This is a genomic window from Mesorhizobium sp. ES1-1, assembly GCF_020164785.1.
GTDB lineage: Bacteria > Pseudomonadota > Alphaproteobacteria > Rhizobiales > Rhizobiaceae > Mesorhizobium.
The window spans coordinates 507,123-522,454 of sequence record NZ_JAIUGX010000003.1; the positions used below are offsets into that span (position 1 = coordinate 507,123).

Sequence of the window (15,332 nt, forward strand, 5' to 3'; positions counted from 1 at the left end):
CTTATCTCGCATCCGGAAGCGGTTCAAGGAGACAGGCAATGGCGAATGGGCTCGACGATGTGGTGGCAGCCGAGACCGTCCTGTCGGATGTCGATGGCCTTGGCGGTCGGTTGACGATCCGCGGCCATGCGCTCTCGGAACTGGCTGGCCGCTGGACCTTCGCGCGGGTGGTTCGGCTGCTGCTCGATGGGTTCTTCGATGACCTTCCCGGCGAAGCGGAGCTGAAGCAGGCACTTGGCGCGGCGCGCGAAGAGGTGTTCGAGCGGCTTCTGCCGTCGCTGCCCCTGCTGGCGCCGCTCGATATCTACAGTGCCATGCGCGCCGGCATGGCGATGCTGCCGGACGGCGACACGCTGACGGATGGACTGCGGCTGATCGCGGCACCCGCCGTGCTGACCCCGGCCTTGCTCCGGCAACGGCGCGACGAGCGGCCGCTCGCGCCGGAGGGCCGGGCCGATCATGCCGCCGACATGTTGCGGATGCTTGAGGGCGCGGTTGCGTCGCCGGCGCTGGCGCGTGCGCTCGATACCTATCTGGTGACCGTTGCCGATCACGGCCTCAACGCGTCGACCTTCGCCACCCGCGTGGTCGCTTCGACGCAGGCCGGCCTGGCATCCTGCGTGCTGGCCGGGCTCGGCGCGCTCAAAGGGCCGCTGCATGGCGGCGCGCCCGGCCCGGTGATCGAGATGCTGGATGCGATCGAGGCGCACGGCGATGCCGCCGGCTGGCTGCGCGCCGAGCTCGCGCGTGGCGAACGCATCATGGGGTTCGGGCATCGGATCTACAGGGTGCGCGACCCGCGCGCCGACGTGCTGAAGGCGGTGGTGCGGCAGATCGGCGCCGAAGGCCCGGCCGGCCGCAGGCTGGCCTTCGCTGAGACGGTGGAGCAAACGGCGCTCGAGGTGCTGCGTATCGCCAAACCATCGCGATCGCTGCAGACCAATGTCGAGTTCTACACGGCGCTGGTGCTGGAGGCAGCGGGCTTTCCAAGCCAGGCCTTCAGCAATGTCTTCGCCGCGGGGCGTGTCGCCGGCTGGATCGCGCATGCGCGTGAACAGCAGGCAACCGGACGGCTGATCCGCCCGCAGTCGCGCTATATCGGACCGATGCCGGACCTCGCCGCCTGAGACAACCTGGCCTCGACACCCCAGATGGGTGCCCGTGCGACGAAAATGTCTTCCCTCGTTTCACGCCAATGCTGTTTTGCGTTGCGCGGACTGATATGTTGCGTTGCAATATTTGCAGTCTTGCAACCATTCGAGGGTCCGCCTTGTCCATCACGAAAACCGCCGTCGTCACGGGCTCCACATCGGGCATCGGCCTGGCCATCGCCCAGGCGCTGGCCGCCGCCGGCCACGCCATCGTCGTGAACTCCTTCTCCGACACGCCTGCCGACCATGCCGTCGCCGATGCGATCGCCAGGGAGCACAAGGTCAAGGCCGCCTACATCAAGGCCGACATGTCCAACCCGGCCGAATGCCGGATGCTGATCGCCAAGGCTGCGGAGATATTCGGATCGGTCGACATCCTCGTCAACAATGCAGGCATCCAGCATGTCGCGCCGGTCGAGGATTTTCCGCTCGAAAAATGGGACGCCATCATCGCCGTCAACCTGTCCTCCGCGTTCCACACCATCGCGGCCGCCATCCCGTTGATGAAGCAGGCGGGCGGCGGCCGGATCGTCAACATAGCGTCGGCGCACGGCCTGGTCGCCTCGCCTTTCAAATCCGCCTATGTCTCGGCAAAGCACGGCATTATGGGATTGACGAAGACGGTGGCGCTCGAGCTGGCCCGCGACAAGATCACCTGCAACGCCATCTGCCCGGGCTATGTGCTGACACCGCTGGTCGAGGCGCAGATCCCTGACCAGATGAAGGCCAACAAGATGGACCGCGAGGCAGTCATCCGCGAGGTGATGCTGGAGAAGCAGCCGACAAAGGAGTTCGTCACGGTCGAGCAGGTCGCGGCGGCCGCAGTGTTTCTGTGCTCGGACGCGGCGGCGCAGGTCAACGGCACCCATATCTCCATCGATGGCGGCTGGACCGCCGCATAGGCGCCAACGCCGGTGCGGGGAAGCGCTTGCCTCCCCGACGCGTACCGCATCATGCTGACGCCTGCTGCCACTGAGGTGACGGCGCTGCTTTTGATTGCTCAGCAAGCCAGACGCGGGGCCGCTACTGGCGCAGAACGTGGGCCAGACCTATCCCAGGAAAGGCAACCGCGGCCAACGCGGGAAGTCGCCACGTCTTGGCACCGCAAAGTGGTCGCAACTTTCCAGCTATATCGGGATGCAACTTTGCTGTAGAAGCGCGCTCTGCCGTTCACGGCGATTTGAACATGGCCCAGCGCGCACCCATATCGGCGACGCGCCCGCGTCCAGGACGCGGTGCCGAACCCACAGTGGAAACGACGATGCCGAAGATCAGGTTTCACAAGCTTGCAGCTGTTGTTGTGCTTGTTGGTTTCGCGGCGTGGATGGCGACGGGCGAATTTTCGTCCGTCGGCAGCGTAGCGGCGAACAACGCCAAGGCGGAAGAGGTGGATCAGGCCAAGACATCGGGCGCCGACACGCCGAAGGCGGCAAAAGCCGAACCACAGGCGGCGCCGCGCACCGTTGCGGTGGTGACGCCGCCGCGCAAGACCTATGCTCGCGCCATTCGCATTTCCGGGCTGACCGAGGCCGACAAGCGCGCGGTGCTCGCAACGCGGGTCGCCGGTGTCATCGACAAATTGCCGGTCAAGCAGGGTCAGCACGTCAAGACGGGCGATCTCGTATTGATGCTTGCCGCCGAGGATAAGATCTCGATGGTCGACAATGCCAAGCAACTCGTGGCGCAACGCCGCGCCGAGCTCGAAGCGGCCGAACGGCTGGCCAAGACCGGCAATCTGCCGAAGCTGCAGCTCGACACCGCGCGCTCTAACCTGACCTCGGCGCAGTCGCTGCTGGAAACGGCACAGGCCGAACTCGATCGAAACGAGGTCAAGGCGCCGTTCGACGGCGTCATAGACCGTGTGCCGGTGGAGCTTGGCAGTTCCATCATGCAGGGCGGCGAGGTGGCGACGATCCTCAAGCTTGATCCGGTGATTGCCCGCGGCGAAGTCAGCGAGCGCGATCTCGGCTATCTCAAGCTCGGCGACAAGGCCGAGGTCCGGCTGGTCAGCGGCCAGACGGTCGAAGGCACCGTGCGCTACATCAGCCGCGATGCATCGTCGGCGACCCGCACCTTCCGTGTCGAGGTCGCGATCCCCAATGCCGACGGTTCCGTGCCGGCCGGCATGACGGCGGAAATCGCGCTCAGTGCGCTGCCGACCGACGCTGTCCTGCTGCCGCGCTCGGTGGTGACGCTGGGCGACAAGGGCGATCTCGGCATCCGCGCCGTCGGCAAGGACAACAAGGTGGCGTTCTTCCCGATCGACCTTGTCGACGATACCCCGACCGGCCTCGTGCTCGGCGGCATACCGGCCGATACGCGCATTATCGTCGCCGGCCAGGAACTGGTGAAAGAAGGCGATCTGGTCAAGCCGGTCGACGCCGACCAGGCGACCATCCAGAAACTGCTGGGCGAAGCGTCCGCCGGCACGCAGTAGCCGGCTGCACCGCGGCTCCTGAAATCTAGGAACAGGCGTTAGCCATGGATATCGTCAAACTCGCGATCAACAATGCCCGCCTGACCATTTCGGTGCTGGTGTTCCTCCTGCTCGCCGGCTGGGTCGCCTACCAGTCGACCCCGAAGGAAGCGGAACCGGATGTTCCGATTCCGATGATGTATGTCAGCCTGATCTATCAAGGTATTTCGCCGGAGGATTCCGAGCGCCTGCTGTTGCGGCCGATGGAAAGCAAGCTGAAGAGCCTCAAAGGCCTGAAGGAGATGCGCTCGGCCGCCTTTCAGGGCGGCGGTTACGTGCTCGTCGAGTTCCAGCCGCAGACCAATCTGGCCACTGCGCTGCAGGATACGCGCAGCAAGGTGCAGGACGCCAAGGCCGACCTTCCGCAGGCCGCCGAGGAACCGGTCGTCACCGAGGTCAATATTTCCGAATTCCCGGTCCTCGTCGTCACGCTGTCGGGCGAGTTGCCCGAACGCGTTCTGACCGCCGCCGCGCGCGAACTGCGCGATCGCATCGAGGAAGTCCCCGGCGTTCTCGAAGGCTCACTGCAGGGCGCGCGCGACGATCTGGTCGAAGTCGTCATCGATCCGATGAAGCTGTCATCCTACGGCTTGCAACTCGACCAGCTGATCGGCGCCGTCGGCGCCTCCAACAGCCTGGTTGCCGCAGGCAACATCGAAGGCTCCGAAGGCAAATATGCCGTCAAGGTGCCGTCGCTGATCGAGACGCCGGAGGATGTGGCGTCCCTGCCCGTGGTCGCCGGCCCCAACGCCGTGGTGCAGGCCAAGGATATCGCAACGATCCGCTCGACCTTCGCCGACGCCACCACGATCACGCGCCTCAACGGCAAGCCAGCCATCGCCATCGAGGTCAAGAAGCGCATCGGCGCCAATCTGATCGACACGCTCGCCAAGGTGAGGGAAGTGTCCGATGGTTACGTCAAGTCGATGCCCGAAGGACTGCACGTCACCTACACGCAGGACAAGTCGGTCTTCGTCAACCAGTTGCTGGGCGACCTGCAGAACCACGTGATGATCGCCGTGATCCTGGTGTTCATCGTCATTCTCTACGCGCTGTCGGGCCGAGCCTCGCTGCTGATCGGCCTCGCCATCCCGTCCTCCTTCCTGATCGGCATCCTGCTGCTGGCGATGATGGGCTACACGATCAACATGATCGTGCTGTTCAGCCTCATCCTGGCCGTCGGCATGCTCGTCGACGACGCCATCATCGTCACCGAATTCGCCGAACGGCGCATGAGCGAAGGCATGCCCAAGGCAGACGCGTTCGCGCTTGCCGCCAAGCGCATGGCTGGCCCGGTCATCGCGGCGACGATGACGCGCATCGCAGCCTTTTCGCCGCTGCTGTTCTGGCCGGGCATCATCGGCGACTTCATGAAGTACATGCCGATCACGCTGATCGTCACGCTGTCGGCATCGATGCTCTACGCGCTGGTGTTCGCGCCGACGCTGGGCGCGATCTTCGCTAAAGCGCCGAAGCATCATGACGACGGCAATCGCGATGGTTGGTACATGGCTGTCGTCAAGCAGGCGGTGCGTTTCCCGATCACTGTCGTTCTGCTGACGGTAGCGCTGCTTTTCGGCGTCGGCTTCGCCTATTCCAAATATGGCGCCGGTGTCGAGTTCTTCCCAAGCGTCGAGCCCGATTACGGCCTGCTCTATGTCCACGCGCGCGGCAACCTTTCGCTGGCCGAAATGGACACGGCGACGAAGATCGCCGAAGACAGGCTGCTTGGCTGGCCCGGCATCAAATCGGTCTATACCCGTGTCGGCAAGACGCAGGGCGGCGGCCAGGACGTGCCGGAAGACGTGGTGGGCGTCATCCAGTACGAATTCATCGACTGGCGCGAGCGCAAATCGGCCAACCAGATCCTGAACGATCTGCGCGGCGTCATGGCCGGCATTCCCGGCGTCGATGTCGAGGTCCGCGTGCCGGAAGCCGGCCCGCCCACGGGCAAGGCGATCCAGATCAGGCTCTCGGCGATCGACCCGAAGGGGCTCGACGACAAGGCGCGTGCCGTCGCTGCGCGGATCGCCAAGGTGGCCGGCGTCATCGACATCTCCGATGGCTTGCCTCCGCCGGGCGTCGACTGGGCGCTCGAGGTCGACCGTGCCAAGGCGGCCCAATATGGCATCAGCCCGACAGCCGTCGGCACCGTGGTGCAGCTGGTGACCAACGGGCTGAAGCTGTCGGAATACCGGCCGGCGGGCGCCGACGATGCCGTCGACATCAGGCTGCGGCTGCCCGAAGACCGCCGCACGCTGTCGACGCTCGACGAACTCAGGGTACAGACCGCGCAAGGCTCGGTGCCGATCTCGAATTTCGTCGTGCGCAAGCCGGAACCTACGGTCGGCGTCCTCAACCGCATCGATGGCGCGCGAACCGTGGTGGTCCAGGCCAATGTCGCGGCAGGCGCCCAGGTCGCGGCCGTGCAGCAGGAGGTCACCAAGGCGGTCACCGACATGAATCTCGGCAGCGGCATCCGCTGGAAGCTGGCTGGCTCGAACGAGGACAGCGCCGAGGCCAGCGCCTTCCTCGGCAAGGCATTCGGAGCCGCGATCTTCCTGATCTTCCTGGTGCTTCTGATGCAGTTCAATAAGTTCACCAGCGTGCTGATGGTGCTGTCCTGCGTGGTTATGGCGACGGTGGGCGTGTTCCTCGGGCTGCTGATCACGGGGGAGACGTTCGGCATCGTCATGTCGGGCATCGGCGTCATCGCGCTGGCCGGCGTGGTGGTGAATAACAACATCGTGCTGATCGACACCTATGACAGGCTGCGCCACGAAGGCTGGGACAAGATGGACGCGGTGCTGCAGACCTGCCGCGAGCGCGCCCGGCCGGTTGTGCTGACGGCGGTTTCGGCGATCCTCGGGGTGCTGCCGATCGCCTTCGGCCTCGGGCTTGAAATCTTTCATCACGAGACGACGATCAATGCCCCGTCGACACAATGGTGGATCTCACTGTCCTCGGCGATCGTCTTCGGCCTGTCCTTTGCCACCTTGCTTACCTTGGTGGTGACGCCCTCGATGCTGATGATCTTCACGCGCAGCAAGAACAGCCGCGTCAATGCGTTTTTCCGCAGAGTGTTCCGGCGCGGCAAAGGCAAGCTTGCGTCGGCCGGTACGGCCGGCCCGGCTGACGAACCCGCGATCGCCTTCCCGAAAGCCGCCGAATAGGAGCACTTCGGAATTGAACCGCAAAGGCCGTCCGGAACAACCGGACGGCCTTTTGCATTGTCTCCCCCAACAGCAATGCGGGGAATGTCTCATGCCGGTCAGCACCATCATCATCATTGTCCTGATCCTGATCCTCATAGGTGCGGTGCCGGCTTGGCCGCATTCGCGCTCTTGGGGTTATGGACCGTCGGGCATCATCGGTGTCGTGCTGGCTGTGCTCCTGGTGTTGCTTTTGATGGGCAGGATCTGAGTTTCGCGCCGTCCTCTGCCTTGCTCAGGCTACTTTCGAAAGGCTGTTCACAGTGGTAATTCCGATGTCGGAGAGAGCCTCGGCCACCGCTTGATCCAGTGAGGTATGCGGGATCTCCCCGATGATGGCCTGGAGCCGCGTCGACGCGAGCCGGTGCGGCTCGAAGCGCAGATAGGACATGGAGACGATCTCACGCCACATGGCCACGAAGGGGCTGCCCGCGCGCAGAACCCACCATGCCATCGCGGTCATCCTGAGGGGGCCGCCCACCGCCTTCTCGGCCGCGGCCTTCATCTGAAGATCGGTGATGGCGTGGCCCGGAAAGTTCAGCGTCTCATAGGGGCCGAGCTTGGTCAGATTTCCAGCCAGGGCGACGAAGCCCTTGGCGAAATCGGGCAGGTAGGCCCATTCATGCACGAGATCGACTGGGCCGGGCGCCGTGTATATGCCCTTGCCGATCTTGGCGGCGACGACCAGGTCGAACCATGATCCGCTGCCTGTGCCGCCGAAGAAATCGCCGGCGCGCAAGAGGACGGTGCGCACACGGCCGGCATCGGCTTCGCGACGAAACAGCTCTTCCATAGCGCAGCGGATCCGACCTTTTTCAGTCGTCGGATGGTACGGCGTGTCCTCGGTAATGACCTCGGGCATAGGTGAGCCGTAATTGTACACTGTGCCGGGGAACAGGTGCGTGGCGCCGTTCGCATGGCAGGCTGCCATGACGTTCTCGGCCATCGGGAGGCACTTGCCCCAATCGGTATAGATCGGATTCAGGCCGTTGAAGACGATGTCCGCCCCCGCCGTGGCGCGGATGAGAGCTTCGCGGTCGAGCGCGTCGCCGGCGATTGCGCTGGCTCCCTTGAGTTCGGCCGGAAGCTTGCCGTTGCGGGTGACGGCGCGGACGTCGTAGCCGGCGTCGATGAAGGCCTTGGCGACCACACGGCCGAGCCGGCCATTGGCGCCCAGGATTGCGATCTTGGTCATTGGAATGCTCCTTGTCTGGATTTGGGTGCGGGCGTGGTGCAATCAGCGGCCGAAAAGGTCGCGGTTGCTTCCGGGAAGAGCTGGTTTCTGGCCGGCTGTGTCCGTCTTTTCGATCGAAGTGGTGCGGATGTTGTCCGTTGCGGCTGTTCTGGGGTGGTCGCCATTGGTCGAACCGAAATTGTCGCTGCCTGCGAAAGCGCTGTTGCAGGCGATGAGGAAGGCGGCGGCGGTGAGGGTGATCCTAGTCATGTCTGGTGTCCTTGTTGGTGTTTGCAGCCCGAATATGATCCTCTCGAAAGCGAATAGAAATTGACTATGAACGCAGTCTTGTTATTCAGGGATGAATGGGCGAGATCGACTGGAACCTGATCAAAAGCTTTGTCACCGTGGCCGAGACGGGCAGCCTGTCGGCGGCCGCGCGCAAGCTGTCTGCAAGCCAGCCGACGCTTGGCCGCCATATCGGCGAGCTCGAACAGGCGCTGGGCGTCACTCTGTTCCGGCGCGGGCGGCGCGGCTATGAACTGACCGAGGCGGGCGCCGCCTTGTTCGAGCGCGGCAAGGCGGTCAGCGAGCAGGCAAGCGCCTTTTCCCTTTTGGCGCTGGGGTCGGTCGAGGCGATCGAAGGGACTGTGCGCATTGCCGCCAGCGAGGTGGTGGCGGCCCATGTGCTGCCCGCGATGATGGCACGGCTTGGCATCGAGGAACCGGGTATCGAGGTTGAGATCGTGGCTTCAAACCAGGTCGAGAACCTGCTGCGGCGCGATGCCGACATCGCCATCCGCATGGTCGAGCCGGCGCAGAACGAGTTGGTGGCCCGCAAGGTGTGCGACATTGCGCTGTGTGCCTGCGCGGCCAAATCCTATCTCGACAGGCGCGGCCGGCCCCTGGAAGCAGCCGAACTCCTTGGCCACGCACTGGTCGGCTTCGATCGCAGCGACGACATCATCCGGGCCTTCGGCCAGCACGGCATTCCCGTGACCCGAAGCAATTTCCGTTTCAGGGCCGACAACCAGATCGTCCTGTGGGAAGCGGTGCGAGCAGGCAATGGGATTGGCCTCGGCCAGGAACCGCTGGCCGATCGCGATCCGCTGATCGAGAAAGTTTTGCCCGGCCTGCCGCTACCGATGCTGCCGGTCTGGCTGGCGATGCATCGCGATGTTCGCACCAGCGTGCGCATCCGCCGCGTGACCGACTTCCTCCACGAAGAACTCAAACGCTACTCGGCCGGCGCAGGAGCGAATTCGGCGCGGTGAGCAAGCCCGGCCATCAGCAGGACGACGATCAAGAGCCCCGACAGCGCAATGAAGATGGGACCGAAGCTCGAATGTTCGGCGACAAAGCCGATGGCTGATGGCGCCACCAATATGCCGGAATAGCCCATGGTGGTAACGACACTCATGCCGGTGCCCGACGACATGCCCTCCTGATTGCCGCCGGCGGAAAAGAGAATCGGCACCATATTGGCGATCCCGATGCCCGAGAAGGCGAAGGCCGCGATGGCGATCCAGGGAGAGGGCGCAAGTCCGGCGACAAGCATGCCGACCGCGGCGACGACAGCCGAACCGCGCAGTGTCATGACCGCACCGAGCCGGTTGCGCACGCCGTCGCCGAAGAAACGCATGATCGCCATGACCCCGGAAAAGGCGGCGTAGGCAAGGCCGGCGATGGCGAGGTCGGCACCAAGTTCCTGGCGCAGATAGAGGGCCGCCCAGTCGAGCACCGCGCCTTCGGAGATCATCGTCAGCAGCGCCATCAAGCCGACAAGGTAGACCAGCGGGTTGGCCGGCAACGTGAATTTATGGTGCTCGGTGGCCTGCGGCCTGTCCTCGGAGATCAGATGGCCGACCGCGGCTGCGACCGCCGCGAAGGCGAGCAGTGTCACCACAATGGCATGGCCGAGATGGCCGTAGCTCTGGATGGCGAAGCCGCCAAGGGCGCCGCCGGCAAAGCCGCCGAGGCTCCAGAAACCGTGCGAGGACGACATGATCGCGCGGGAGAGGCGCCGTTCCACCACCACGGCATTGGCGTTCATGGCGACATCCATGCCGCCGATCGAGCCACCGAAGATGAACATGGCGACAGCGGCAAGCGGCACGTTGGGCGCCAGCGCCACGACCAGCAGGCCGAGGCTGCCGCACAGGCCGAACCAGCGCAGCACCGTCCGCGAGCCATGCTTCGAGATCAGGTGGCCGCACCAGGTCATGGCGGTGACGGCGCCGGCGCCGAACAGCAGGATCAGCAGGCCAAGCGTGAACTTGGATATGTCCAGCCGGGTGAGGAAGACCGGGATCTGCGGCGCCCAACTGCCGGTCAGGAAGCCGTTGGCCAGGAAAATGGCCGCCACGGCCCATCTTCCGCGAATGGCGGCCTGCATGGCGTCTGATGCTTTCATTGCGCGAATCCGGTCAGAAATGGCTTCGCGCGGCAAATTAGATCGATTCAATTTTCAGTCAAGCGCCTAAGGTGGCGGACATGCTTGGACCAAGGGAGGGAGTCTAGACCGCTCATGGCGGACTACCACGTTGGAGATTAGCAAAAATGACCTATCCCGTCGTCATCCACGGGCGAGGAGCGAAGCGACGCGGCGCAGACCCGAGGATCCATTCTGTGGCGTCTATGCGATGCTGCGGTGCAGAATAAGGCATGGTTAGCGCGCCCCTCATTCTGAACGGCTGCGCCTGTCACGGCCGTACCGGCATGGATCCTAGGGTTTCCGCGACGTCGCTTCGCGACTGCTCCACCCTAGGATGACGACGTCGCGTATGGCTCCGCCATTCGCCGACGTGATTGCCACAGGCGTTGCCTGTCTATTGATCCTTAGGGCGCTTTGCCTCGAATTCAGCCTTCTTGGCGTCCGAGGCCTCGGTCTGGTTTAAAGCCTGCCACTCGGCATAGGGCATGCCGTAGACGATCTCGCGCGACTGGTCCTTGGTCAGATCGATGCCGTCCGCGTTGGCGGCTTCGCGATACCAGTTCGATAGGCAGTTGCGGCAGAAACCCGCAAGGTTCATCAGGTCTATGTTCTGCACGTCGGCGCGTTCGCGCAGGTGCTCGACCAGCCGGCGAAAGGCGGCGGCTTCGAAATCGCGCTGCTGCTCCGTGGTAAGATCGGTCACCGAAACCTCCGTCATACTGGCCCCGTGCGCGAGCCGAACATTCTCACCTCATGTATATCGGGACGATGGCCGATCGCTTCAACGATAGGCGCCAGCCGCTGCGCCCAGGCAAGCGCGCCCTGCTGATCCGCTATGAGGTCCTGGCGGATTTCGATCAACGCATGCGCGAAACCGTTGATGATGGCATGTTTGTACATGGTGTCGCCGCGCAACGCGCCGTCATAGGGCTCGTTGTCGCCGACGACGAGGCTGTCGTCGGCGGCGAGCATCTCGATCAGCGGTCGCGCGACCCGGTCGTCCAGGTCCCATAGCACGCCGACATGCCATGGCCGTTGCCTGCCCTGCATCACCGGCGTGAAGGAATGCACCGAGAAGATGAACGGTGCTTGCCCCGAGGCCTGCGCAACGGAGGCGACCATGGCGCCGATGGCGTCATGGTAGGGCCGGTAGAAGCGGTCGAGCCGCCGCTCGCGTTCCTCCGGGGCAAGGGGATAATTCCCCGGCACGACGGTGCCGTCATAGAGTTGGCGGATGAGCGTCGGGTCTTCCTCGCCGCGATTGGGATCGATCAACAGCCGAGAGAAATTGGCGAGCACCGCCGGTACGCCGAGCAGGGCGGCCAGCTCGCGCGTCACCGCCTCGACACCGATGTCGTAGGCGATGTGGCGATCAAACTCCGACGTCGGCAGACCGAGGCTGCCATACTCCTCGGGCAGTTCGCGTCGGGCATGATCGCCCAGAAGGACGATGCCTCGCTTGCGGTCGCCTTCGACGATATCGAAAGGCGCGAAAACTGTGGATCGGGTCATTGCAGGGAAATGGCCTGTTCGCTGGTTTCCGGGGAGGGTGCTATCGTCATTCCACGAAGACGACGCTTGCGCAATGCCGTTGTTTGGCCAAGGTTTCCCGGGAAATCTGGCGAGAGTCGGCGAACCTTGTGCCGACGCCTTTCTAAATCGATTGGAATTGGACAAAACGGCGCGTTGACATGCGCCTGGACTTTTCCGAAAAGGGGCGCAGAGAGATGCTGATGTGGTTTTCGAGGGGTTTTGGGATGGGTTCGGCTGGCGGGCAGCGCATGCGCGCCGCCTTTGCCACGCCGCTTCTGATCCTGACCGTGGGCTTTTCGGCGATGGTCATAGCTTCGCCGGCGCGCGCCGATTTCCGCGTCTGCAACGCGACGCAGAACCTGGTCGGCGTCGGCATCGGCTACCGCGCCAAGGCGGGCTGGATCACCGAGGGCTGGTGGCACATCGAGGGATCAAGCTGCAAGACGCTGATCGAAGGGCCGCTGTCATCAAGGTTTTACTATCTCTATGCAGAAGACGCCGAGCGTGGCGGACGCTGGGACGGCCCGATCAACATGTGCGTGGCTGAAAAAGAGTTCAAGATCGCGGGCGTGACAGACTGCGTGGCCCGGGGCTTCCAGCGCGCCGGATTCCAGGAGTATGACACGGGTGAGCAGGCAAGCTGGATGGTCCAGCTGACCGACGAGTCCACAACGGGAGGCGCTTCGGCCGCCCCGGGAACAAACAGTCAATGAGACGCAGCCGCAAGGTCAAGATCCTCGCCACCATCGGTCCGGCCTCCTCGTCGGAGGAGATGCTGAAGAAACTGTTCGAAGCGGGCGCCGATGTGTTCCGCATCAATATGAGCCATACCGATCATGAGCTGATGCGCACGCTGGTCGGACGCATTCGCGCCGTCGAGGAAACGGTGGGCCGGCCGATCGGCATCCTGGCCGATCTGCAAGGGCCGAAGCTGCGCGTCGGCAAGTTTGCCAATGGCAAGGAAGCGCTGACGCAAGGGCAGACCTTCACGCTCGACGACAATCCCGAACCAGGCACATCGACCAGGGTCTATCTCCCGCATCCGGAGATTCTGAGCTCGGTCGAAGCCGGCCATCGCCTGCTGATCGATGATGGCAAGCTCGAGCTTAGGGCCGTGAGCAGCAACGGAAAGGCGATCGTCTGCACCGTCGTCGCCGGGACAACGATCTCGGACAAGAAGGGCGTCAGCCTGCCCGACACCGAGCTGCCGGTCGGCGCGCTGACCGAGAAGGATCGCAGGGACCTCGATGCGGTGCTGGCCACGGGCGTCGACTGGGTCGCGCTATCCTTCGTGCAGCGGCCGGAGGATCTGGCCGAAGCACGCAAGATCGCGCGCGGCCGCGCGCTGATCATGGCCAAGATCGAGAAGCCGCAAGCTGTCGCCCGGCTGGCCGAGATCATCGAATTGTCCGACGCGCTGATGGTCGCCCGCGGCGATCTCGGCGTCGAAATGCCGCTCGAGGCCGTGCCCGGCATCCAGAAGCAGATCACGCGCGCGGCGCGGCGCGCCGGCAAGCCCGTGGTGGTGGCCACGCAGATGCTGGAATCGATGATCACCGCCCCGGTGCCGACGCGCGCCGAGGTCTCGGACGTTTCTATCGCCGTTTTCGAGGGCGCCGATGCCATCATGTTGTCGGCGGAATCGGCGGCCGGCGCCTATCCGGTCGAGGCCGTGGCGATGATGAACCGCATCGCCACCAAGGTCGAAACCGACCCGACCTATGCAGGCATCATCAACGCACAGCGTTCCGAGCCCGAGGCGACCGGCGCCGACGCCATTTCGCTGGCTGCCCGCGAAATCGCCGAGACGCTGAGATTGTCGGCGATCATCACCTACACGGCATCCGGCACAACCGGCCTGCGCGCGGCCCGCGAGCGGCCGCAAGTGCCAATCATCGCGTTGTCGCCGATCCTCAACACGGCGCGGCGGCTGTCACTGCTGTGGGGGACGCATTGCGTCGTCTCGCCCGATGCCAGCGACCTCGACGACATGGTCAACCGCGCCTGCCGTATCGCCTTCGATGAAGGCTTCGGCAAGCCGGGCGACCGGGTCATCATCACAGCAGGTGTCCCGCTGCGGACCCCAGGTTCGACCAACATGCTGCGCATCGCCTATGTCGGCTCGGACGTTCAGGCCAGCCGGTAGGATCGGCCTCTTGATTGATCTGATCAGGTCGGCGCAAGTTCGGCCTGCGGCTCCTTGATGTCGGCACATTCGCCGGCGCCGTAAGCGTCGCCGGCGATCCGCGATTCCACGGTCTTGGCCATCGCCTGCAGGTCGATATCCTTGCCCGCCAGTTTTTCGATGGCCCCGACGACGAGGTCGGCGGCGATCCAGTCCGGCTTGTGGCCGAGATTATGCACCCAGACCAGTTCCGCGCCTTCTATGTCGCGCACCAGGCCGACCGAATGGATCCGCGCATACACGACCTTGTCGCGGTCGCCGGAAATGACCACGGCCGGTGCCTTGATCTCGCTGTAATGGGGCGCTGCGGCAAGCGCGTAGCGATAGAGCCCCTCGACGTCGGTAGCGTTGGCGCGAAAGGCCGATGGCCGCAGCACAAGCGGGATCGAGGTGGCGGCGAGATAGTTGTCCGGCACCTTGTTGGGGGAGAAGACGCAGGTTGTCGCTCCAGCCATCTGCCATGTGCCCGCCGGGTAGATCAGGGTCTCGGAAAACAGCCTGCCGAGCAGGGGGATGGTTGTCAGGTCATAGTACCAGGACGTGGCGCCGCCCGGCCATGGATGGGTCGCCGGCGACAGGAAAACGAGGCCAAGGGTCTTGTCGGCGTGCTCGCGTCCAAAGGCCGTGGTTACCGCGCCGCCAAAGGAATGAGCGACGATAATGGCCTTCTTCATGCCGAGATGGTCCATCAGGGCGGCGATGGTGTTGGCTTGTGCCGACGGTTCCTCGTTGTTGCCCGCTCCGCGCCCCGACCAGCCGAACCCTGGCCGGTCGAAGAACAGCATTTCGGCGCGGCCCTCGAGCGAGGGCCGAAGCGGCAACATCTGGTCCTTCAGGTTGGCGCTGGCGCCGTGGATGAAGACGATTGGCGGCAGGTCCGCACCGCTGGGTGCCGGAACGTGGACGTAATGTATGCGGGCGCCGGCGATGTCGGCGAATTCGCCGACCGCCGGGTTGCGCCGCTCGATCAGCCAGGAACCGACGCGGGTGACGCCGACAAGGCCAAGGACAAGGGCGAGGAGAAAAGCGAGAGCGGCATAGATCAGGTTCATGCGAGGATATACGGCAGAGGGGAGGGATAAGTTTGGGACAGTAGGCAGTAGGCAGTAGGCAGTAGGCAGTAGGCAGTAGGCAGTAGGCAGTAGGCAGTAGGCAGTAGGCAGTAGG

14 protein-coding genes are annotated in these 15,332 nt (G+C 64.1%); 8 read left to right on the forward strand and 6 right to left on the reverse strand.

Annotated elements, in window-relative coordinates:
* Nucleotides 1-38 precede the first annotated feature (38 nt).
* The 5 genes from LB513_RS07730 (at nucleotide 39) to LB513_RS07750 (ending at nucleotide 7,050) form a co-directional block, all read left to right on the forward strand.
* Nucleotides 39-1,127 (forward strand): citrate synthase/methylcitrate synthase, encoded by a 1,089-nt coding sequence (locus LB513_RS07730; RefSeq protein ID WP_224662867.1) that lies wholly within the window; start codon nucleotides 39-41, stop codon nucleotides 1,125-1,127.
* Nucleotides 1,128-1,222: 95 nt separating this feature from the next.
* Nucleotides 1,223-2,053: a 3-hydroxybutyrate dehydrogenase gene (locus tag LB513_RS07735; RefSeq protein WP_224662868.1), complete on the forward strand. Its 831-nt coding sequence runs from the start codon at nucleotides 1,223-1,225 to the stop codon at nucleotides 2,051-2,053.
* Between the two features lie 359 nt (nucleotides 2,054-2,412).
* Nucleotides 2,413-3,588, forward strand: coding sequence for an efflux RND transporter periplasmic adaptor subunit (locus LB513_RS07740; RefSeq protein ID WP_224662869.1), 1,176 nt, complete (start codon nucleotides 2,413-2,415; stop codon nucleotides 3,586-3,588).
* A 44-nt stretch (nucleotides 3,589-3,632) separates the two neighbouring features.
* A complete protein-coding gene (locus LB513_RS07745) occupies nucleotides 3,633-6,800 on the forward strand; it encodes an efflux RND transporter permease subunit (protein ID WP_224662870.1) in 3,168 nt (1,055 codons plus the stop codon).
* A gap of 91 nt (nucleotides 6,801-6,891) precedes the next feature.
* The gene (locus LB513_RS07750) at nucleotides 6,892-7,050 is read left to right on the forward strand and encodes a DUF3309 family protein (protein WP_224662871.1); all 159 of its coding nucleotides are present in this window, start codon (nucleotides 6,892-6,894) and stop codon (nucleotides 7,048-7,050) included.
* Nucleotides 7,051-7,074: 24 nt separating this feature from the next.
* Here the strand turns inward: LB513_RS07750 and LB513_RS07755 are convergent, their stop codons facing one another.
* Together LB513_RS07755 and LB513_RS07760 are read right to left on the reverse strand one after the other, a co-directional pair.
* Nucleotides 7,075-8,034: an SDR family oxidoreductase gene (locus LB513_RS07755; protein WP_224662872.1), complete on the reverse strand. Its 960-nt coding sequence runs from the start codon at nucleotides 8,032-8,034 to the stop codon at nucleotides 7,075-7,077.
* 42 nt (nucleotides 8,035-8,076) lie between these two features.
* The gene (locus tag LB513_RS07760) at nucleotides 8,077-8,283 is read right to left on the reverse strand and encodes a DUF680 domain-containing protein (protein ID WP_224662873.1); all 207 of its coding nucleotides are present in this window, start codon (nucleotides 8,281-8,283) and stop codon (nucleotides 8,077-8,079) included.
* Nucleotides 8,284-8,378: 95 nt separating this feature from the next.
* Between LB513_RS07760 and LB513_RS07765 the strand changes: the two genes are divergently transcribed.
* On the forward strand, nucleotides 8,379-9,287 hold the full coding sequence (locus LB513_RS07765; RefSeq protein ID WP_224662874.1) for a LysR family transcriptional regulator: 909 nt from the start codon (nucleotides 8,379-8,381) through the stop codon (nucleotides 9,285-9,287).
* Here LB513_RS07765 and LB513_RS07770 read toward each other — a convergent pair.
* From LB513_RS07770 to LB513_RS07780, 3 genes are all read right to left on the reverse strand, one after another.
* A complete protein-coding gene (locus tag LB513_RS07770) occupies nucleotides 9,251-10,426 on the reverse strand; it encodes an MFS transporter (protein WP_224662875.1) in 1,176 nt (391 codons plus the stop codon). The two genes, LB513_RS07765 and LB513_RS07770, sit on opposite strands and share 37 nt — an antisense overlap.
* Before the next feature lie 415 nt (nucleotides 10,427-10,841).
* Nucleotides 10,842-11,150, reverse strand: a complete 309-nt coding sequence (locus LB513_RS07775) for a DUF1244 domain-containing protein (protein ID WP_224662876.1) — start codon at nucleotides 11,148-11,150, stop codon at nucleotides 10,842-10,844.
* Between the two features lie 11 nt (nucleotides 11,151-11,161).
* Nucleotides 11,162-11,959 (reverse strand): N-formylglutamate amidohydrolase, encoded by a 798-nt coding sequence (locus tag LB513_RS07780; RefSeq protein ID WP_224662877.1) that lies wholly within the window; start codon nucleotides 11,957-11,959, stop codon nucleotides 11,162-11,164.
* 323 nt (nucleotides 11,960-12,282) lie between these two features.
* On the opposite strand from LB513_RS07780, the gene LB513_RS07785 reads away from it, so the two are divergent.
* Together LB513_RS07785 and pyk are read left to right on the forward strand one after the other, a co-directional pair.
* On the forward strand, nucleotides 12,283-12,693 hold the full coding sequence (locus LB513_RS07785) for a DUF1036 domain-containing protein (RefSeq protein ID WP_224662903.1): 411 nt from the start codon (nucleotides 12,283-12,285) through the stop codon (nucleotides 12,691-12,693).
* A complete protein-coding gene (pyk, locus tag LB513_RS07790) occupies nucleotides 12,690-14,126 on the forward strand; it encodes a pyruvate kinase (protein ID WP_224662878.1) in 1,437 nt (478 codons plus the stop codon). Before LB513_RS07785 ends, pyk begins: the two co-directional genes overlap by 4 nt.
* 23 nt (nucleotides 14,127-14,149) lie before the next feature.
* Here the strand turns inward: pyk and LB513_RS07795 are convergent, their stop codons facing one another.
* Nucleotides 14,150-15,217, reverse strand: a complete 1,068-nt coding sequence (locus LB513_RS07795) for an alpha/beta fold hydrolase (protein ID WP_224662879.1) — start codon at nucleotides 15,215-15,217, stop codon at nucleotides 14,150-14,152.
* Nucleotides 15,218-15,332: the final 115 nt, after the last annotated feature.

Bases quoted from the DNA above. Each gene is read 5' to 3' on its own strand.
- LB513_RS07740 (WP_224662869.1), top strand. From the start codon at position 2,413: ATGCCGAAGATCAGGTTTCACAAGCTTGCAGCTGTTGTTGTGCTTGTT.
- LB513_RS07760 (WP_224662873.1), bottom strand. From the start codon at position 8,283: ATGACTAGGATCACCCTCACCGCCGCCGCCTTCCTCATCGCCTGCAAC.
- LB513_RS07755 (WP_224662872.1), bottom strand. From the start codon at position 8,034: ATGACCAAGATCGCAATCCTGGGCGCCAATGGCCGGCTCGGCCGTGTG.
- LB513_RS07735 (WP_224662868.1), top strand. From the start codon at position 1,223: ATGTTGCGTTGCAATATTTGCAGTCTTGCAACCATTCGAGGGTCCGCC.
- LB513_RS07795 (WP_224662879.1), bottom strand. From the start codon at position 15,217: ATGAACCTGATCTATGCCGCTCTCGCTTTTCTCCTCGCCCTTGTCCTT.
- LB513_RS07780 (WP_224662877.1), bottom strand. From the start codon at position 11,959: ATGACCCGATCCACAGTTTTCGCGCCTTTCGATATCGTCGAAGGCGAC.
- LB513_RS07730 (WP_224662867.1), top strand. From the start codon at position 39: ATGGCGAATGGGCTCGACGATGTGGTGGCAGCCGAGACCGTCCTGTCG.
- LB513_RS07745 (WP_224662870.1), top strand. From the start codon at position 3,633: ATGGATATCGTCAAACTCGCGATCAACAATGCCCGCCTGACCATTTCG.
- pyk (WP_224662878.1), top strand. From the start codon at position 12,690: ATGAGACGCAGCCGCAAGGTCAAGATCCTCGCCACCATCGGTCCGGCC.
- LB513_RS07750 (WP_224662871.1), top strand. From the start codon at position 6,892: ATGCCGGTCAGCACCATCATCATCATTGTCCTGATCCTGATCCTCATA.
- LB513_RS07770 (WP_224662875.1), bottom strand. From the start codon at position 10,426: ATGAAAGCATCAGACGCCATGCAGGCCGCCATTCGCGGAAGATGGGCC.
- LB513_RS07785 (WP_224662903.1), top strand. From the start codon at position 12,283: ATGGTCATAGCTTCGCCGGCGCGCGCCGATTTCCGCGTCTGCAACGCG.
- LB513_RS07765 (WP_224662874.1), top strand. From the start codon at position 8,379: ATGGGCGAGATCGACTGGAACCTGATCAAAAGCTTTGTCACCGTGGCC.